Origin of the sequence: Serratia grimesii (assembly GCF_900186025.1) — a bacterium.
GTDB classification, from domain to species: domain Bacteria; phylum Pseudomonadota; class Gammaproteobacteria; order Enterobacterales; family Enterobacteriaceae; genus Serratia; species Serratia grimesii.
Window position 1 is genome coordinate 2,683,949 of the sequence record NZ_LT883155.1, and the last position, 18,988, is coordinate 2,702,936.

The following is an 18,988-nucleotide window of genomic DNA, read 5'->3' on the forward strand; positions in this document are numbered from 1 at the left end:
AATTGTTTTTTTACTCACACTTCTATAGTAATTGCCGCCGCTCAAGCATTACCGGTATCGTGCTGCGATAACCCAGGCTTGAGCGAAGCTTACTAAAATTGAGTCCCTTCCCTCCGGCTTACCGGGTTGTCGTCAGCGATGTTTGACGATAGGCATTTGCATGCCTGTAACTCTTGAGTAAGCAATGAGCACATTATTATCTGCACAATCTGTCGGTTTCGACAACGCGTTCGGCCCTCTGTTGGTTGAGGTTTCTTTCAGCCTGAAAAAAGGCGATCGCATCGGTTTAATCGGCCACAACGGCTGTGGCAAAAGTACCCTGCTAAAGATCCTTAGTGGTGATCTGCCTGCCAGTACCGGCAGCGTGACGCCTGCCCACCAGTGTCTGATGGCACGGGTAGAACAACACCTGCCTGATGAACTGCACGGCTGCACACTGCTTGATGCAGTACTGGCGCGACTGCCAGAAAACCAACGCGTCAGCGAAAGTTGGCAGGGAGAAGTCCTGCTCACCAGCCTGGGATTTGCGCCACCGTCATGGACGCTAACCGCCGGCACCTTGAGCGGTGGTCAACATACTCGTCTGCTGCTTGCACGTGCGTTAATCCGCCAACCGGACCTGCTACTGCTGGATGAACCCAGCAACCATCTGGATCTTCCTACCTTGCTGTGGCTGGAGCGGTTCTTGCAAAGCTGGTCTGGCAGCTTTGTACTGGTATCTCACGATCGCTACCTGTTGGATCAGGTCACCAACTGCACCTGGATTTTGCGCGACAAAACGCTGCAATTCTTCCGCTTACCCTGCTCTGCAGCTCGCAAGGCGTTAGAGGAACAGGATGCCGCAGATGCGCATCGCCGTCAGGCGGAGCAGAAGGAGATCGACCGGGTAGCCAAAAGCGCCCATCGATTGGCCATTTGGGGCAAGGTTTACGATAACGAAGACCTGGCTCGCAAGGCTAAACAAATGGAAAAACGCGTTGATCGGATGAAAGAAGAGCAAACTACGTTGACTGCGGGCAGCCAATGGCGGCTTAGGCTTAAAGGTGAGGCACTCGATGCCGATCGCCTGCTGGCCTTGCCGCAGTTGGACGTCCGTCCGGCTGCTCATGCACCGGTGCTGTTCCGTCTGGAGCAGTTGCGGGTCAAAAGCGGTGATCGTATTGCCATCGTCGGACGTAACGGTTGTGGCAAGTCTTCACTGCTGCATCATTTGTGGCGGGAATACCAAGGTGCGACCCGCCGGGACGCGGTTTTCCATCCTCGGGTGCGCCTCGGTTATTACGATCAAAGCCTGCAACAACTGAGCGATAACGACACGCTGAGCGAAGCATTAACCCATTTCGCGCCACTGACCGAAGAACAGCGGAAAATGGCCCTGATTGGTGCCGGCTTCCCTTACCTGCGTCATCAACAACGTATCAATACGCTGAGCGGCGGTGAGCGTTCGCGCCTGCTGTTTGTCGGACTGACACTGGCTAACCATTCGTTATTGTTACTCGACGAACCGACCAACCATTTGGATATGGAAGGTAAGGAAGAACTGGCCGATACCCTGCGACAGTTTGAAGGCGCCGTGATGTTGGTCACTCACGACCGGATGTTGATCGAGAGCAGTTGTAACCGTTTCTGGCTGATTGATAACCAGCAATTGGAAGAATGGCACGAGCTGGAACCGGTCTACTCCCGAATGGCTGAAACACCTGAGGTAGTGGCAATGACAACGCCGGACAAGGCTCTCGCTACCAGTGAGTTACACCATGATGACGAAGAAATGCTTCTTGCCGCGCTGTTTGAACTGGAAAGCAAACTACAAGAGGATCTGGCCCGTAAGCCTAAGCATCAAAAAATGCACTTGCAGCAACAGTGGCGCGGGGAAATCGCAACCCTCACCGCCCGATTGAATCTGGACTAACCTTCACAGGCCGCCTATAGGCGGCCTATTCCTTTTAGGAGGTGATATGAATCTTAATCTCAGGCTGGCAACCCGTGAGGAACAGCCACTGCTGGCGGCCATGCTGCCCGACTACCTGCAAGAATTAGGCGCAGATGTCGACTACCCGCATTTGTCACATTATTGGCGCGAAAACGGCCGGTATCCCTATTTGATTTTAAATCAGGAACAGCCAGCAGGGTTTGCTTTGGTCCGCACGTTGGATCCCACCCCGACAATGGAAATGGCAGAGTTCTACATCACTAAACCCTGTCGCAAATACGGCATTGGTAAAAGTGCTGTGCGGGCATTGTTTAGGCTGCACCCGGGCCATTGGCAGTTGTCCGTGCTGGCAGATAATCCCGGTGGTCTCGCCTTTTGGCTGTCAGTGGTCCCCCCGACAGCGTACCGTTCGTGGATTGAGCAAGCGGGTAATCGGCCTCATTGGCGACTGACATTTTCGGTAGATATGACGTCCTGATAACCCCATGCACGCAAAAATAGCGCAATCGTAGTTGTCGCCAACCGGTGTAAATGGGCCTTATCCGGTATGTCGTCAGTCAACAACGCCGCAGGTAATGGGTACCCCATCACGGCCCCCAAAAACGCCTTGGCCTGAAGTTCAACGTCTTTGACGTCCAAAGCTCCTCGTTGTTGTGCCTGTTGTAATAACGAGACCAATCCTTGCAATACACGCCCAGAATCGCGTTGTTGCAACGTAGCGTATAACTCCGGCCGCTGCTGTAACAGTTGGATCAATAATCGCTGAAAATGGAGATTTTTGGTTTGGAAAAAATGATCCTGCACCACGGTCGCAAAACGCATCAGGACCAAAGAAATGTCCTGCGTATCACCCGCCAGAATCGCGTTGATCGGGGGCTGCATCATGTCCTTCATGTAATTGAAGGTCTCCAGCACCAGTGCATCTTTCCCGGGGAAATGGTTATACAGCGTTTGCCGCGTTGTGCCGGCCTCGGTGGCAATCACATCCAACGAAATATCCAACCCTTGAGTCAAAAACAACTCGCTGGCAGCGGCTAATATACGCGGTTTAGCCTTCATCGGGCGCCCTGGTTGGCGGTTGTTCATGGTGAATTTACTCCTGCCCCGCAGATATCATTACAAAGGATTATTTTTTACTTTTTATGCGTGCTAGCCCTTGTTTCACCAGCACAAAAAACAACGGCACAAATAACAACGCCAACAGTGTGCCAGAAATCATGCCACCGATCACCGCAATACCTATTTCACGACGGCTTGATGCACCGGCCCCGACCGACAACGCCAACGGGATGACCCCAGCGACAAATGCCAGTGACGTCATAACGATAGGACGTAAGCGCAGACGCGCCCCCTCCAGCGTTGCCGCCATCAGAGCCTGCCCCGATTTCATCTGCGCTTCAGCAAATTCAATAATCAGGATCGCATTCTTCGCGGACAGCCCGATAGTCGTCAGCATACCCACCTGAAAATAGATGTCATTTTCATAGCCGGCCAGTCGTGTTGCGAGCACGGCACCGACAATTCCCAAGGGGATAATCAGCATCACGGCAATCGGTATCGACCAGCTTTCATACAGCGCAGCCAGACACAAAAAGATGAACAGCACAGACGCCAGGTAAATCCACAGCGTTTGGCCCGCAGCTACCTGTTCTTGATAGGACAATCCACTCCACTCAAGCCCAAACCCCGTTACATTGGCAATAATGCCCTGCATCTGAGCCATGGCCGTGCCTGAGCTTTCCCCTAATACGGAGGAGCCTTGAAGCTGGGTCGCTGATAGCCCATTGAAACGTTGCAGCATTTGCGGACCAGAAAGCCAGCGCGTGTTAGCAAAGCTGGCAAATGACGCCATACTGCCGCTACTGCCGCGCACGAACCACTGATTGATGTCATCAGGTGCAGATCGCGAACTGGCCTCACCCTGCATATAGACGCGCTTCACCCGTCCACGATCGATAAAATCATTGATATAGGCACCGCCCCAGGCAGCAGACAAGGTGTTGTTAATATCCGCCTGCTGCAACCCTTGTGCACTGGCCTTCTGCTGATCAACATCCACCTGGAGCTGCGCTTTATCTTCCAGGCCATTCACGCGCACTGCGGTCAATAATGGATTCGCACTGGCAGCGGTAATCACCTGCTGCTGGGCTAATTGCAGCTCATCATGACCGGCATTGCTTTGATCCTGTAGCCATAGCTCAAAGCCGCTGGATTGCCCCAAGCCGCGCACCGCAGGAGGAGACAAGACATTAACCTGCACATCCCGGGCACCTTTAAAATACTGGTTGGCACGCGCAATGATCGCCTGAGCGGTGTTCTCGCTACCATTACGCAAATCCCAATTTTTCAACTCCGCAAACGCCATGCCGACATTCTGGCCACTCCCCGCATTGTTACGTCCGACCACCATAAAAATAACGCTCAGATTATCTTTTTCTTCGGTCATAAAATAGTTGGCAATGTTATCTGCGGCTTGTTGTGTTCGCGCCATTGGCGTACTAGGCGGTAACGTAAATTGCACCATAACAGAACCCTGATCCTCGACCGGCAGGAATCCCGTCGGCATACGGAAGTATTGCCATATCATGACACCGGTAATCAGTAGCGCCACCAGACTGTAAAGCCCTTTGTGCGCCAAAATATGCGTTAACCCGCGGCCATATCCCTGCTGGCTGCGATCGACGACGCGATTAAAACGAATGAAAAACCAACCGCGCTTGCCATGGGATGCTGGACGCAGTAAACCGGCGCACAATGCGGGCGTTAGCGTCAACGCGACTAAAACGGATAGCACCATGGATGAAACGATGGTAATCGAAAACTGACGGTAAATAATCCCGGTTGATCCGCCCAGAAATGCCATAGGAATAAACACCGCAGACAGGACCAGTGCGATGCCGATCAACGCACTGTTGATCTCGCTCATCGATCGCAGCGTTGCCTGTTGCGGGGGCAATGCTTCCTCTTCCATCACCCGCTCGACGTTCTCAACTACCACGATGGCATCATCAACCAACAGGCCGATCGCCAATACCATGGCAAACAACGTCAGGGTATTAATGCTGTAACCCAGCAGCGCCAGAATGCCAAACGTCCCTAGCAAGACGACTGGCACGGTGATCGCCGGAATCAGCGTGGCGCGCCAGTTCTGTAGAAACAGGTACATCACTACTACAACCAGGATAATGGCCTCGATCAACGTCTGCACCACACCTTCGATCGAAACGGTGACAAAAGGCGTACTGTCACGAGGGTAAGCCACGTTTAACCCGGCAGGAAACTGCGGAGCCATACGTTCAACTTCGGCGCGCACGCTTTCCGCGACGGCCAACGCATTAGCGCCAGATGCCAACTGAATGGAAATACCCGCGGCCGGATAGCCGTTCAGGCGGGTTTGGTTCTGATAATTCTCTGCACCTATTTCAACCCGGGCAACGTCCCGCAGATAAACCGCCGAACCGTCAGTGTTGGTACGCAAAATAATGTTGCTGAACTGCTCTGGCGTTTGCAGCCTGGATTGTGCCGTAACGGTGGCATTCATTGCCTGGCCCGGTTGCGTAGGCAGCGATCCCAGTTCACCACTGGTGACCTGCGCATTCTGCGCCTCTACTGCCGTTTGCACTTCTGAAGGCATCAGTCCGTAACTGGTTAAACGGAGCGGGTCCAACCAAATGCGCATGGCATATTGCGCCCCGAACACCGTCGTCTCGCCAACCCCGTCCACCCGACTCAGTGGGTCCTGCAAGGCACTGACGAGATAATCATTGATGTCGACGTTATCCATTTGTCCACTGGTGTCGTACAACGCCACCACCATCAAACTGTCGCCCTGTGACTTAGTGACGGTGATCCCCTGTTGTTGCACTTCCTGGGGTAAACGCGAATTGGCTTGGTTCACCGCATTCTGAACCTGAACCTGTGCGATATCCGGATTGGTTTGCTGATCAAAGCTCAGGCTAATGCGCGCCTGCCCGGCGGAACTGCTGGTCGAGGAAAAGTACAGCAGTCCATCAATCCCCTTGATTTGCTGCTCAATTACCTGGGTCACACTGTCTTCCACCGTTTTGGCCGCCGCCCCAGGATAGTTAGCCGTGACGGTAACACCAGGGGGTGCGATATCCGGATATTGTTCCACCGGCAGTGTCAGCAATGCCAGAATGCCCGCCGCCATAATGCAAATAGCCAAAACGGCGGCAAATACCGGGCGAAAAACAAAGAAATGCGCCAGCATGGCTCAATCTCCTCTCTGAATGAAAGGAGTAAACGGCAAATGACGCCGTTTCAGGAGGCAGTACTGTACGGACAACTGAGAAGGGATATTCATCGCATGTATCACCGGCTTATCCAATTTATTTACTTTACAGTAAAGTAAATAAATTGGATAAACAAGAGACCGAAAAACATCATCGGCGGTAAACACGCTAGACTTCCCAGAAGACTTTAAGTGACGCTGTCACACAATTAATGACGCAACAGGCTGCTGCCGGGTACACACCAGGCAACAGCCCACATCAGATATACGCAAGGAGCCGTCAGATTCAAATACCGGGCTTAGGCTTAATGGGTTCCACATGCCCCACTGCCCGCGAAATCGTCGGATAGCGTGCGCGCAGTTGACGTTCGATGCTGTCTACCGCAGCGTGAGCTGACACAATGGAGGCCGCCGGGGATACCCGACAATGGAAGTTGACGATGATACCGCCGGTAGTTTTACGTGCGCGAATGTTATGCACGTCCTGCACCATGTCGCCACTTTCCACTACCGTTTGCAGTATCTGACGAATATTGGCTAATTCATCCGGTGCAACATCCTCGCTGGCAATCCAGTGATGTGTTTGAGGCTCCAGATGAGTCTCGATCTCTGTGTCTTCACCAATCGCCTGTCGTAACAACGTTTCAATTTCGCTGGCGATGTCGTGTGCCTGCGCCACACTGGCGCTGGCCGGGACCGCGAGATCCATACTGATCGACATCCGTTCAGGCAATTGTTGTAGCGCCAGATTTTGCACTACGGCGCCATGGTTGGCAGCAATCACCCGGATGCGAGTCGCCATATCTTCGTCACTTCGAGTTTGTGGGTTGGCAATCACCGTGGCTTCGGCATGTGCGTACTGCTGTTCCAGGCGTTCAGCAATAGACTGTTTTAACGCATTAATGCGTTCTAAAGGTAAAGTACGACAGACGGCGACAGTCACTTCAATGAACAGGCTGGCCCCAGCGTTACGAATACGAATACTCTCGGTCGCCAATATCGCTGGGAAGGTGTCGAGCAATGCACTGATTTCTTCCTTGGCGCCGGCGGGTGCCGTGTCCATTAAAGAATCGAAAGAACGCTTGCCCAGTTTTAGCGCCGCGACCACGATAAAACAGGCCACGATCAACGCCGCAATGGCATCTGCACGGTTGAAACCCAACAGAACAAAGACCATCCCCAGCAGCACAACGGCAGAGGCCAGCATATCGGAGAAAAAGTGCAGCGCATCGGCTTCCAATGCCGCACTGTCTGTCGCCTTTGCGACACGGTTCAACGCCTTGACGCGGAAAAAATCGATCACGATCGAGATCAACAGCACAGCGATCACCACTGGCGCGGCGACTATTTCATGGGCTTCACCCAGTAGGCTTTTACCCGCCTCATAAACAATCCAGCCTGCCGCCCCCAGCAACAGCAACACCTCAAACAATGCCGCCAGGTTTTCGACCTTGCCGTGGCCAAAATGGTGGTCATCATCGGCAGGTTTATCGCTGATACGTACCGCCAGCCAGGTAATGCTGGTGGCAACAAAATCGGTAAGAGAGTGGATCCCTTCTGAAATAAGACCAATACTCCCGGTAAAAATGCCGGCAGTAAATTTACCGACTGCCAATAGCCCGCTTGCTATCATGGAATTTCTGGCAACGGATTGCTTTTCATTTTGCATATTACGACTCACATTCAAAGGGTAATTCATTTTTTTATTTTAGTAGACCATTGCCAGACAAAAGCAACCAGCAGCATAGTACCCGAGAATGTCAGCATTAAACTAGAAAGGAATTCTGATTTTCCGGTTGAATAAAAATAAATCTCATTCACACCGACAGAGATCATCAAAATGGCATAAAGTAAGCCAAGAATAGAAATAATCATTATCATTATACTCCGAAACCCGCATCCAGCGGTCAGTATTTAAGCGCATCCTCCCCGTAGTAAATACAACACGTCGTGGAGGATGCATCCAGGCGGATCTTTAGCGTTCATTAATCATCCCATTTCGTGCTCATATAGGCAGCTAACAAGCCCAGTGAGCTGATAACACTCAGGAATCCTACAAAAATTGTCATATTTCCCATTACTTCGCCCTCGGTTAATTATTATCGATAAAAGCCTCTTTAATTAAAAAGCGGATTAGGTCATTGCTCATGGATATTTACGCGCCTCCTGTTTTGTCAGATAAAATGCCCGCTCCGGCAGTGACACGGAGCGGATAGGTATTTAAATCTCCAGAATGTACTGGGCGATTTTGAAATAAATAATCAGACCGGTGCCATCAATAAAGGTGGCAATAAACGGCGCCGAGACCACTGCGGGGTCGATGCCCAGGCGTTTGAGCAGCATGGGTATAATCGAGGAAACAATGGCACTCCAGACGGTAATCGCCACTAATGACAGGCTGACGACCAGCGTCACGTCCATCCCCACGCCCATAATCCAGGCCCGCACCCAGGCTGCAACACCAATGGTGATGGCTATCAGTAATGAGGTGGACACTTCCTTGCGAATCACTGCCCCCAGGTTGCGCAGACTCACCTCGCCCAACGCCATGGCACGTACCAATGTAGACGTGATTTGAGTCCCGCTGTTACCGCCAGTCCCGATCAGTAACGGGATGAAAAACGCCAATGCGATCGCGGCTTCCAACTGCTCTTCAAACGCCTTTAATACATTGCCGGTATAGGCTTCTGCGACAAATAGCATCAGCAACCATACCGAACGCTTGCGCCATAACGCCCAAGGGCTGGTCTCCAGATAAGGTTTATCCAGTGGAAGACTGGCCCCCTGACGCTGTGCATCTTCAGTGTTCTCATCTTCAATCAGCCGGGCAATTTCTCGTTCACCCAGCACGCCCACCAACGTATTGTTCACGACCACCGGTACCACATCCAACCCGCCCTTAGCCAGTAAATGGGCGACATCATTGCGATCGTCATCGGGGGATACCTGGAAATAACTGTGATTGATCATCACCCCAACGGCTTTATCATGATCTTCACACTGCAATAACTTTTTAACCGACAGTGTGCCACGCAAATGATAATCGTCGGCGGTAACAAACAGCTGCGTCGGAATTTCTTCGGTTTTCAGTTGCGAAAGAAAATGTTCTTTTGCTTTATTAACCGTCATATTTCCTGGAATAGTAATAAAATCGGCATTCATATAACCTGCAACCGAAGACTCATCAAGAGTTTCAGCAGAGGTTAGCGCCTGAGATGGGTGATTTTGATGTAACTTCATTATGTTAGTCCCTATTTCTGTTTGAACTTCAACAGCGAATCGCATAGGGGCGTTAACCACAGAGGGAGTGCAGACAGCCTATCTCCGCGTCCAGGTTTTAGCACTATACAACGTATCTGATGTATTCATCAGAAGTTACCTTGGGCTGAACCTTAATCCGATAAAGCCTGTCTTAACCTTGGGCATCTCTCGATGTCGTCAGATCAGTAACCTGTGTTTGTATAGGAGCCTCGCCAAACGAGATACTGCATATAAACTACGGGGGCAGTATAGGCGCGGTTTTTTATCACTGAGGAGAAAGTTGGCTAACCGTTTATGAAACATTTAGAAAAAAGTTTCGCGGCGGAATAATAAAGTGCGGGCCAGCACCCTCCCGACCCACGCTTTATTCTGACGTTAATGAGCAAGAATATACGCATTCTTGTCGTACAGCGGCCCCTGTCGGGTAAAGTCGATGCCTTTCACGTAGGGCTTGACCAGTGTGGCGTTTGCTTCGTAGTAAACCGGTGCCACCGGAGTGTCTACCGCCAGCACGTCTTCAGCCTGTTGGAAGTATTGTTGTACCTGCTGTGGCGTCTGCGCCGCGGTCGCCTGGTGCAACAAGCGATCGTAATTTTCGTTGGCGTATTTGGCTGAGTTTTCACTGCTGGTCGATCGGAACACGTTCAGGAACGTGGACGGATCATTGTAGTCCGCCAACCAACGGCTGAAAGCCACGCTGTACTGTCCGTTGTTGATATTGTCCAGCACTACCTTTCGCTCCTGATTCTGCAAGGTGACGTCCACGCCCAGGTTCTTTTTCCACATCGCACTACTGGCGATCACTATTTTCTTGATGGTGGCGTCGTTGCTGTACAGCAGTGTGAAACGCAACGGATGCTCCGCATTAAAGCCCGCTTCCGCCAATAATTTTTTTGCTTGTGCGATACGTTGCTCGCGTGACCACCCCGCCTCTTGACCCGCTTGCAGTGTAAAGCCGCCAGCACCGGTTGGCGTAAAAGTCCAGGCTGGCTGCTGACCATAACCCAGCACTTTGGTGGCTATGATCTCTTTATCCAATGCCAGATTTAATGCCTGACGCACCCGAATATCATTGAAGGGAGCCTGTCGGTTGTTAAAGGCAAAGTAGCTGGTCGACAGCAGTGGATAGGTGATCAGCTGCTTATCACCCAGGCTGCTTTTTAACTGTTGGTACAATTCCGGCGGCGCACTGTAGCCCAATTCAATTTCACCGGCCCGGAAACGGGCCACTTCAGGGAACCCCTGTAACGGCAGGAACGTCACTTTATTGAGCACCGTGTGGGCGTTATCCCAATACTGGCTATTACGTTCCACCACCACTTTCTCATTCACCACCCACTGCGTCAGCTTGAACGCCCCGTTGCCAACAAAATTCTGCGGTTGAGTCCAGTTTTTACCGTATTTCTCCACCACTTTTTGGTTTACCGGCAGCACAGGAAAATGCACTAACTGCTTAAGCAAATAGGAGTTCGGTTCAGCCAGTGTGACTTGTAGTGTGTTGGCATCCAACGCTTTTACACCCAGCTCGGTTGGCGGTTTACTACCGGCGTTAATCTCTGACGCGTTTAACACATAAGCCGAAGCCAAATAACTCCCGTAGGGGGACGCTGTTTTGGGATCAGTGAGGCGCCGCCAGCTATAGACGAAATCATCAGCAGTCACCGGATCGCCATTTGACCATTTGGCCTCCGGCCGCAGATGGAAGATCCAGACATTGCCTTGCTGCGTCCATGTTGTCGCCAGCGCGGGGATCACCTCACCGTTTTTACCCACCCGCAGTAACCCTTCAAATACGTCATTGAAGATATAAAACTCCACGTTGCTTTCTGCCAGATTCGGATCAAGCGTTGCCGGCTCATAACCATTGGCCCGAACCAGTTCCTGGACAGTAGCCAGTTGAGCCCCAGTAGGTACGTCAGCAGCGTTAACCGACACTACTGCCTGTAAAGAGAAGATGATTAGACCGGCCAATCCATTAAGTTTGAATGAATACTTCACGTCGATATCCCTTATTGGTGTTTTGTCGACGTATATATACAGCGAAGCAGTTGAATAAATTAAATGATTAAAAGCTATGACTCATAACCAAAAAAGCACAAACCAAACAACATGAATTTCTTTCATAATCAAATAAATACCCGCCATCTCGGCGGGCTTTTTTACAATGACTGAAACAGCGTCAACTGTAACCCGGCCGGGGCTTCCAGTCGGTTATTGATTGAGTTAAACGGCGTGACTCGGGGATCAGACAAAACCAGCGCCCCACCTTGAGCCAAACTGGCCGTGGTAGCCGCAATATCTGTCACCTCAAACGCCACCCGCACCCAGCCGGAGACACGTTTCCCCACTTCAATACTGTCGATATAAGCCGCTGTCGTCGGCTCTACCAGCTCCAGCGTGGCCTTGCCCGCTTCCAGGATAGCTACTCTGCCGTTGTCCGGAGGAACAGCGTCAACCTGAGTCAGCCCTAACCGATCGCGATAGAAAGACAAGGCGTTATCAAAATCGTCGGTGGTGATCACCAGACGAAGCTGTTTTACCGATGATGTAGACATAGTTATCTCCCGGGCACCTGGCTGAATAATGTTCATTTTTTAAGCTCAAGAAAGAAGATATCGCGCCGCCATGCCTTTTTTCAAAGTCATAGTTTTCAGCTAAGGGTGAAAAGAATTCATCAATGCCACTGCCGCCGATAGACGTCATGGCTGTCGGTACGGATGGAAATCAGCGAAGCAGAACCCGCTGTCAACGATGTGGCAGGATAATGATTGCCCGTAATCCATGGGCATGGCGGCGGCTGTCCGCCAAGGTGAGATTCCCATCCAGATGGCTCAGTGTGGCTGCGACGATGGAAAGCCCCAGGCCCGAGCCGTGCTGCCCGCTCCCTTCAATTCGATAAAACGCATCCAACACCCGTTGGCGATTTTCAACGGCAATACCCGGCCCGTTGTCCTCGACCGTCACAATGGCCTTGTTGCCCACTACCCGGACCTGTAAATCAACGATGCCACCATGCGGGGCGTAACGTAGCGCATTTTCAACCAGGTTCCTCAGCAGGGTAAACATGTCAGCTTCGTTCAGGGTTAAATGAACCTCGGTCGGCTGCCAGACCCCGAGATCAATCCCCTTGGCCTCTGCCAGCGGCAACAAATCTTCGATCACACTACGGAATACGGACTGCACCGACACCGGCGTCATCGGACGTGGCACATTTTGCTGCACCCGTGCCAACGACAGTAATTGTTCCAGCAGGTGTCTGGTGCGTTTTATGCCGTGTTGCATCCGCCCAAGGCGCTGCTGAGCAACTTCCGGCATCTCTGCTGTACTCAAGCGCTCAGCCTGCAAGGACAGTGCCGTCAACGGAGATCGCAGTTCATGAGCCGCATCGGCGACAAATCGGCGCTGGGTTTCAACACCGCCGGTAACTTTGCCAAATAAACGATTTATGGCTGCAATAAAGGGCGCAATCTCTCGAGGAAGTTCATTGACTGGCAACGGCGTTAAATCTTGTTCGCCACGTTGTTCCAGCGCATGGGCAAGGCGGTGAATGGGTTGCATGCTTTTTTTAATCAAGTCAGCCACGACCAGCAACAGTATCGGAATTAAAACCAGCAAAGGAATCAGCGTTCGCCAGGCACTTTCCATCGCAATCTCGTCACGCTCAGATGTACGCTGTGCCACCGCAACCCGTGTTTCAGGCGAGAGGGTGCGTACCAGTACGCGAAAAGAAACACCGTCAACCGACAGCGTCTGGAAACCTTCGTTTAACGGTACGTTTGGTAGAAAATGTGCCGTTGTCACTCCTGTCGAAGGGAGTAACTGCACGATGACCGCAGCGTCATCCTCCTGACGCGCAGTCGCATCAGGTTGCCGCAGGCCAGAAAGCGTATCGCTGCGGACCAACCTGGCAATCTGTGCCAGCGTAGTGTCTTGCAGCTCGTGGGCTTCCTCAAACGAGGCATAAAAAGAAAAGATCCCTGCCGCCAGAGCGACCACAACAATCGCGCTGCTCAGACCCAAAGAAAGCTTGAGTTGCAGGGAATCCATTACGCGTTTTTTGCAACCATCCATCCTACGCCCCTGATGTTTTTTATCGCTTCTCCGCCCAGTTTTTTGCGCAGTGCGTGAATGAGGTATTCCACAGCGTTGCTTTCCACCTCTTCCCCCCAACCATAAATCCGCTCTTCAAGCTCGCTGCGTGAAAGTATGCTGCCAGGGCGCAGCATCAGCGCGTATAACAGGGCAAACTCACGGCTCGACAAGCGACAGCGCAGGTCATCGTTGATCAGACAAGCTTCATGTGACGCGGGATCCAGCCAAAGCAGGCCATTAGTGAGCACTGGCGCGGCATTACCGCCCTTGCGACGTAAAACGGCACGCATACGCGCCAGGAGTTCTGAAATATCGAAAGGTTTGAGTAAATAGTCGTCAGCGCCGCTGTCCAGCCCTTTTAACCGTTCATCCAGTGCATCTCTGGCGGTAATGATCAGCACCGGTAATGTGTCACCTTTAGCACGCAACGCGGTCAACACGCTGAAGCCGTCTTTATCCGGCAGACCGAGATCCAGCAGTAACGCGTCGTAATGCTGGCAAGCCAACGACGTGAGTGCGGTCTGTGCATCATTGACCCAATCCACGGCATAAGCGGCATCCTTCAACGCGTCTTGAATGGCTTCGCCGATCATGCCGTCGTCCTCAACCAGTAACACCCTCATGCAGGCTCCCGCGCTTTCCGTATTAGTACTGTAATCGCTTTTGCATCAGCGTCAGGTAAGTGACGAGGCTGATAATGATCGCCAAAAACAGGCCACTGGTACCGGCTGCACCCAGCCCCAGACCGCCATTACCAGCGGGCTGCGATAACAAATCACCGCAAGAGGCGCCCAGTGGCCGCGTCAAGATATAGGCGATCCAGAAACACAGCACACTGTTGGCGTTAAACAGATAATGTGCCGCTGCTGTGATACCAATCAATACACCAAACAACAGTGTTGAATAGCCGTATCCCAGTTGTAACCCTTCAGCAACCCAGTCACCGGCGGCAGTACCAAGGGCAAAGGTAAACAGGATTGCCGCCCAGTAAAACAGCTCCCGTTTCGGTGTATCGATGGCGTGAATCGACAGCGTACGTTCGACGTTGTACCAAACCATAAAGGTAGCGACCAACATCACGCTGAACAAGGCGGTGGAAAATGCCAACGAAATACCGAAGTGATCGGTAAGGTTATCGGTAATCAACGTACCAAATACGCTGATAAGCACCACGGCGATCCAGTACAACACGGGAACATAGCGTCTGGCGCGAATTTGGAAAAACAGTGCCACCAATAACAACCCACCCGTTATCAGTGAAGTATTGGTCAAACCAAAGTTGAGATCCATGTTGAGGTAATCCGCCGCAGTTTCCCCCACGGTGGTGGACATCATTTTGATCAGCCAGAAAAACAAGGTGACTTCTGGAACTTTATTCAGCCAATTAATGGCAGGTTTTTCAGTGATTAAGGACATATCCAACTCCTGTGAATGAAAAATACAGGAGCCAGTATCGCAACCCACACTTAGCGCTGACTTAGGGCGCAAGTTTTGTGGCAGCGTGCTTTCTTAGCCCACGAATACCTTGTGCATGAATTGGCGCCTGGTGCTTAAACATAATAAATACTGATGAAAATCAGGCATCAGGGCAGATTATTCAGGCTGAAACTTAATTTTTCCTTAGGGTGAGATAATTAGTGAGCAAAATATAAAAATAAATTAATACGAATCGTTTTCACTATCATTATTAATGTTCTTATATACAATCAGGGCAGCCCAACGCCCGTTAGGCATATTTCGCTTTTATTCTCTGCACTCTCTAAACAAAGGATGACTGTATGAAGCTGCGTTTCTCTTCTCTCGGCCCGATTGCCTTGTTGGCATCGTCCATGATGCTGGCATTTTCGGCCAATGCAGCATCCCAGGATGAAGGCATCGTTATTTATAACGCGCAACACGAAAATCTGGTGAAATCCTGGGTTGACGGTTTTACCAAAGATACCGGCATAAAAGTGACCTTGCGGAACGGCGGCGACAGCGAATTAGGCAACCAACTGGTGCAAGAAGGCACGGCATCTCCAGCCGATGTTTTTCTGACAGAAAACTCCCCTGCGATGGTGCTGGTAGATAACGCCAAGCTGTTCGCCCCTCTGGATGCTGCGACACTGGCACAGGTTGAACCGCAATACCGTCCACAGCACGGCCGTTGGATTGGTATTGCTGCCCGCTCAACGGTGTTCGTCTACAATCCGGCGAAACTGACTGAGGCACAGTTACCTAAGTCACTGTTGGATCTGGCCAAGCCAGAATGGAAAGGTCGTTGGGCCGCGTCACCTTCAGGTGCAGACTTCCAGGCAATCGTCAGCGCATTGCTGGAGCTGAAAGGCGAAAAAGCCACATTGGAATGGCTGAAAGCGATGAAAACTAACGCCACCGCCTATAAAGGTAACAGTACCGTGATGAAAGCGGTCAATGCCGGTCAAATCGACAGCGGCGTTATCTATCACTATTATCCGTTCGTCGATGGTGCAAAAACGGGCGAAAACAGCAAGAACATCAAGCTTTATTACTTCAAACACCAGGATCCAGGCGCGTTCGTCAGCATCTCAGGTGGCGGTGTTCTGGCATCCAGCAAGCACCAAAAACAAGCACAAGAGTTCGTTAAGTGGATCACCGGTAAAAACGGCCAAGAGATTCTGCGCACCAACAACGCCTTCGAATATGCCGTCGGTGTGAATGCTGCCTCCAATCCAAAACTGGTCCCCCTGAAAGAACTGGACGCACCAAAAGTTGACGCTTCATCGCTGAATGGCAAGAAAGTGGTCGAGTTGATGACCGAAGCCGGGCTGCTGTAAGCCGGTTTATCAGTACAGAGAGCTTTTAACCCTATGTCGAATATAGGTTTCAATGCCGCGGGCTCAGCCCCGCGGTACGCTTCGACCCGGCGCCATCATCGGCCGGGACTGTTTATCGTGGCAACGGCCATTTTACTTTCCCTGTTGGCGCTATTGCCGCTGGGGTTTGTCATCAGCGTGGCATTTGAAACCGGTTGGCAAACGGTTAAAACTCTGGTATTTCGCCCCCGCGTGGGCGAATTGCTGTTGAATACTCTGCTGTTAGTGGTTTTCACATTACCCATCTGCGCCCTGCTTGGCGTGACGCTGGCCTGGCTGACTGAACGTACGACGTTGCCGGGGCGCCGCATCTGGTCTTTATTGGCAACAGCACCGCTGGCAGTTCCCGCGTTCGTGCAAAGTTACGCCTGGATCAGTTTGGTGCCCTCAATGCACGGACTGGGCGCGGGTGTCTTTATTTCAGTGATTGCCTACTTCCCGTTTATTTATCTGCCGGCTGCCGCGGTATTGCGCCGCTTGGATCCCGGTATTGAAGACGTCGCCACCTCGTTGGGTAGCCGACCGTTGGCGGTCTTTTTCCGTGTGGTGTTACCACAGCTAAAACTGGCCATTTGGGGCGGTTCACTGCTGATCGCACTGCATTTACTGGCGGAATACGGTCTGTACGCCATGATCCGTTTTGATACTTTTACCACCGCCATTTTCGATCAATTCCAGTCAACCTTTAACGGCCCAGCCGCCAACATGTTGGCCGGCGTGCTGGTACTGTGCTGTCTGGGGTTGTTGATGCTGGAGGCTGCCAGCCGCGGTCGGGCGCGTTATGCCCGTGTCGGCTCTGGCAGCGCTCGCAGTCAGACCGCGTATCGGCTTGGGAGGGTGACCACCCTATTCGGCTTGCTACTGCCACTGTGTCTCACGGCGCTGGCGCTGGGTGTGCCCTTTATTACACTGGCCCGATGGCTGGCTCTCGGTGGGCTTGAGGTATGGCGTAACACCGAGTTATTGCCTGCCTTGCTGCAAACATTGTCACTGGCCGCCAGCGGCGCGTTACTGATCACCCTGTGTGCCATTCCAATGGCCTGGCTGTCGGTACGCTACCCGGCAAGGTTGTATCGGGTGCTGGAAGGCTGTAACTATGTTACCAGTTCACTGCCCGGCATTGTGGTGGCGTTGGCGTTGGTGACCATCACCATTCACAGCTTCCGCCCCATTTACCAAACTGAAATTACCTTGCTGCTGGCCTATTTGTTGATGTTTATGCCACGGGCCTTGATCAACCTGCGCGCCGGTATTGCTCAGGCACCGGTTGAGCTGGAAAACGTGGCTCGCAGCCTCGGACGTTCACCGGCACAAGCGCTATGGAGTACCACGCTGCGTTTGGCTGCCCCGGGTGCAGCTGCCGGTGCGGCACTGGTGTTTCTGGCCATCTCAAATGAACTGACCGCCACACTGCTGCTGGCACCAAACGGGACGCGCACGTTGGCTACCGGTTTCTGGGCATTGACCAGCGAGATCGACTATGTCGCAGCGGCCCCTTACGCTTTGATTATGGTGGTGCTGTCTCTGCCATTGACCTGGCTTCTTTATTCTCAATCCAAACGCACGGCGGGATTATGAGTACGCTTGAACTACACGGCATCAGTAAGTCCTATAACGCAGTTAAGGTACTGGAGCATATTGATTTACAGGTCGAACAAGGCAGCCGTACCGCGATTGTCGGCCCTTCCGGCTCTGGCAAAACCACCTTGCTGCGCATCATCGCGGGTTTTGAAATACCGGACAGCGGCCAAGTTATGTTGCAGGGCCAGGCGATGGCCAACGGTAACGGTTGGGTACCGGCACACCTGCGTGGCATTGGATTTGTGCCACAGGACGGCGCGTTATTCCCGCACTTTACCGTGGCCGGCAATATTGGTTTCGGTCTCAAGGGAAGCAAACGTGACAAGCAACTGCGCATCGATGCATTGATGGATATGGTGGCGCTGGATCGCCGTCTGGGAGCACTGTGGCCGCATGAGCTATCCGGCGGGCAGCAGCAGCGGGTGGCATTGGCGCGTGCCTTGTCACAGCAGCCCAAGCTGATGCTGTTGGATGAGCCCTTTTCCGCGCTCGATACCGGCCTGCGTGCCGCGACCCGCAAAGCCGTGGCAGAATTGCTGGCGGAAGCTAAAGTTGCGTCAATTCTGGTGACCCACGATCAGACCGAAGCACTGTCGTTTGCCGATCAGGTCGCGGTGATGCGTAATGGTCGTTTGGCGCAGGTCGGCCCGCCGCAAGACCTCTATCTGCGGCCAGTGGATGAACCGACCGCCACCTTTTTAGGGGAAACGCTGGTGCTGTCCGCTGAGCTTGAACAAGGCTGGGCCGATTGTGCACTGGGGCGAATTGCCGTTGATGACCGTCAGCGCCGTGGCCCGGCTCGCATCATGCTCCGTCCTGAGCAGATCCAGATTAACCAGTCCGAGGCACAACAGCAGAGTCAGGCGGTGGTGACCGGTATTGATTTCGCTGGCTTCGTCTCGACCTTAAACCTGCACATGACCGGCAGTAATATGGCGATAGAGATTAAAACCATCAGCCGCGAAGGTCTCCGTACCGGTTCTCACGTTAATCTGAACATCATCGGCCAGGCGCATATCTTTGCCGAGTAGACCC

At 52.4% G+C, this 18,988-nt stretch carries 16 protein-coding genes and 1 riboswitch; of the genes, 5 read left to right on the top strand and 11 right to left on the bottom strand.

Annotated elements, in window-relative coordinates:
- The first annotated feature begins 184 nt into the window (after window positions 1-184).
- On the top strand, window positions 185-1,912 hold the full coding sequence (locus SGBXF1_RS12640; protein WP_186426929.1) for an ABC-F family ATP-binding cassette domain-containing protein: 1,728 nt from the start codon (window positions 185-187) through the stop codon (window positions 1,910-1,912).
- Window positions 1,913-1,958: 46 nt separating this feature from the next.
- The gene (locus SGBXF1_RS12645; protein WP_186426930.1) at window positions 1,959-2,411 is read left to right on the top strand and encodes a GNAT family N-acetyltransferase; all 453 of its coding nucleotides are present in this window, start codon (window positions 1,959-1,961) and stop codon (window positions 2,409-2,411) included.
- Here the strand turns inward: SGBXF1_RS12645 and SGBXF1_RS12650 are convergent.
- The 11 genes from SGBXF1_RS12650 to SGBXF1_RS12700 form a co-directional block, all read right to left on the bottom strand.
- Window positions 2,372-3,019, bottom strand: coding sequence for a TetR/AcrR family transcriptional regulator (locus SGBXF1_RS12650; protein WP_037415468.1), 648 nt, complete (start codon window positions 3,017-3,019; stop codon window positions 2,372-2,374). The two genes, SGBXF1_RS12645 and SGBXF1_RS12650, sit on opposite strands and share 40 nt — an antisense overlap.
- Before the next feature lie 40 nt (window positions 3,020-3,059).
- Entirely contained in the window at window positions 3,060-6,164 is a 3,105-nt protein-coding gene (locus SGBXF1_RS12655) for an efflux RND transporter permease subunit (RefSeq protein WP_186426931.1), read from the bottom strand.
- Window positions 6,165-6,471: 307 nt separating this feature from the next.
- On the bottom strand, window positions 6,472-7,854 hold the full coding sequence (locus tag SGBXF1_RS12660) for a cation diffusion facilitator family transporter (RefSeq protein ID WP_037415473.1): 1,383 nt from the start codon (window positions 7,852-7,854) through the stop codon (window positions 6,472-6,474).
- A 26-nt stretch (window positions 7,855-7,880) separates the two neighbouring features.
- A complete protein-coding gene (locus SGBXF1_RS12665; protein WP_037415475.1) occupies window positions 7,881-8,060 on the bottom strand; it encodes a hypothetical protein in 180 nt (59 codons plus the stop codon).
- A gap of 110 nt (window positions 8,061-8,170) precedes the next feature.
- Window positions 8,171-8,263 carry a protein MgtS gene (gene mgtS, locus SGBXF1_RS12670; protein WP_147284273.1) on the bottom strand — a complete coding sequence of 31 codons (93 nt, stop codon included), beginning with the start codon at window positions 8,261-8,263 and terminating at the stop codon, window positions 8,171-8,173.
- 142 nt (window positions 8,264-8,405) lie between these two features.
- Window positions 8,406-9,470 carry a magnesium transporter gene (gene mgtE / locus SGBXF1_RS12675; RefSeq protein ID WP_186426932.1) on the bottom strand — a complete coding sequence of 355 codons (1,065 nt, stop codon included), beginning with the start codon at window positions 9,468-9,470 and terminating at the stop codon, window positions 8,406-8,408.
- 30 nt (window positions 9,471-9,500) lie between these two features.
- Window positions 9,501-9,674: riboswitch (M-box (ykoK) riboswitch) on the bottom strand.
- Window positions 9,675-9,821: 147 nt separating this feature from the next.
- Entirely contained in the window at window positions 9,822-11,444 is a 1,623-nt protein-coding gene (locus SGBXF1_RS12680; protein ID WP_238320965.1) for an ABC transporter substrate-binding protein, read from the bottom strand.
- Between the two features lie 161 nt (window positions 11,445-11,605).
- On the bottom strand, window positions 11,606-12,001 hold the full coding sequence (locus tag SGBXF1_RS12685) for a VOC family protein (RefSeq protein WP_186426933.1): 396 nt from the start codon (window positions 11,999-12,001) through the stop codon (window positions 11,606-11,608).
- Window positions 12,002-12,191: 190 nt separating this feature from the next.
- On the bottom strand, window positions 12,192-13,517 hold the full coding sequence (locus SGBXF1_RS12690) for an ATP-binding protein (protein WP_186426934.1): 1,326 nt from the start codon (window positions 13,515-13,517) through the stop codon (window positions 12,192-12,194).
- Window positions 13,493-14,161, bottom strand: coding sequence for a response regulator (locus SGBXF1_RS12695; protein ID WP_037415483.1), 669 nt, complete (start codon window positions 14,159-14,161; stop codon window positions 13,493-13,495). Before SGBXF1_RS12695 ends, SGBXF1_RS12690 begins: the two co-directional genes overlap by 25 nt.
- Window positions 14,162-14,183: 22 nt before the next feature.
- On the bottom strand, window positions 14,184-14,954 hold the full coding sequence (locus SGBXF1_RS12700) for a COG4705 family protein (protein ID WP_051922519.1): 771 nt from the start codon (window positions 14,952-14,954) through the stop codon (window positions 14,184-14,186).
- A 362-nt stretch (window positions 14,955-15,316) separates the two neighbouring features.
- Here SGBXF1_RS12700 and SGBXF1_RS12705 point away from each other — a divergent pair, with 362 nt between their 5' ends.
- Genes SGBXF1_RS12705 through SGBXF1_RS12715 form a run of 3 tightly spaced genes read left to right on the top strand, consistent with a single transcriptional unit; the run spans window position 15,317 to window position 18,984 of the window.
- Window positions 15,317-16,333, top strand: a complete 1,017-nt coding sequence (locus tag SGBXF1_RS12705; RefSeq protein ID WP_037415484.1) for an iron ABC transporter substrate-binding protein — start codon at window positions 15,317-15,319, stop codon at window positions 16,331-16,333.
- Window positions 16,334-16,366: 33 nt separating this feature from the next.
- Entirely contained in the window at window positions 16,367-17,950 is a 1,584-nt protein-coding gene (locus SGBXF1_RS12710; RefSeq protein WP_186426935.1) for an ABC transporter permease, read from the top strand.
- Entirely contained in the window at window positions 17,947-18,984 is a 1,038-nt protein-coding gene (locus tag SGBXF1_RS12715; protein WP_037415488.1) for an ABC transporter ATP-binding protein, read from the top strand. The genes SGBXF1_RS12710 and SGBXF1_RS12715 overlap by 4 nt, the downstream gene beginning before the upstream one ends.
- Window positions 18,985-18,988 lie beyond the last annotated feature (4 nt).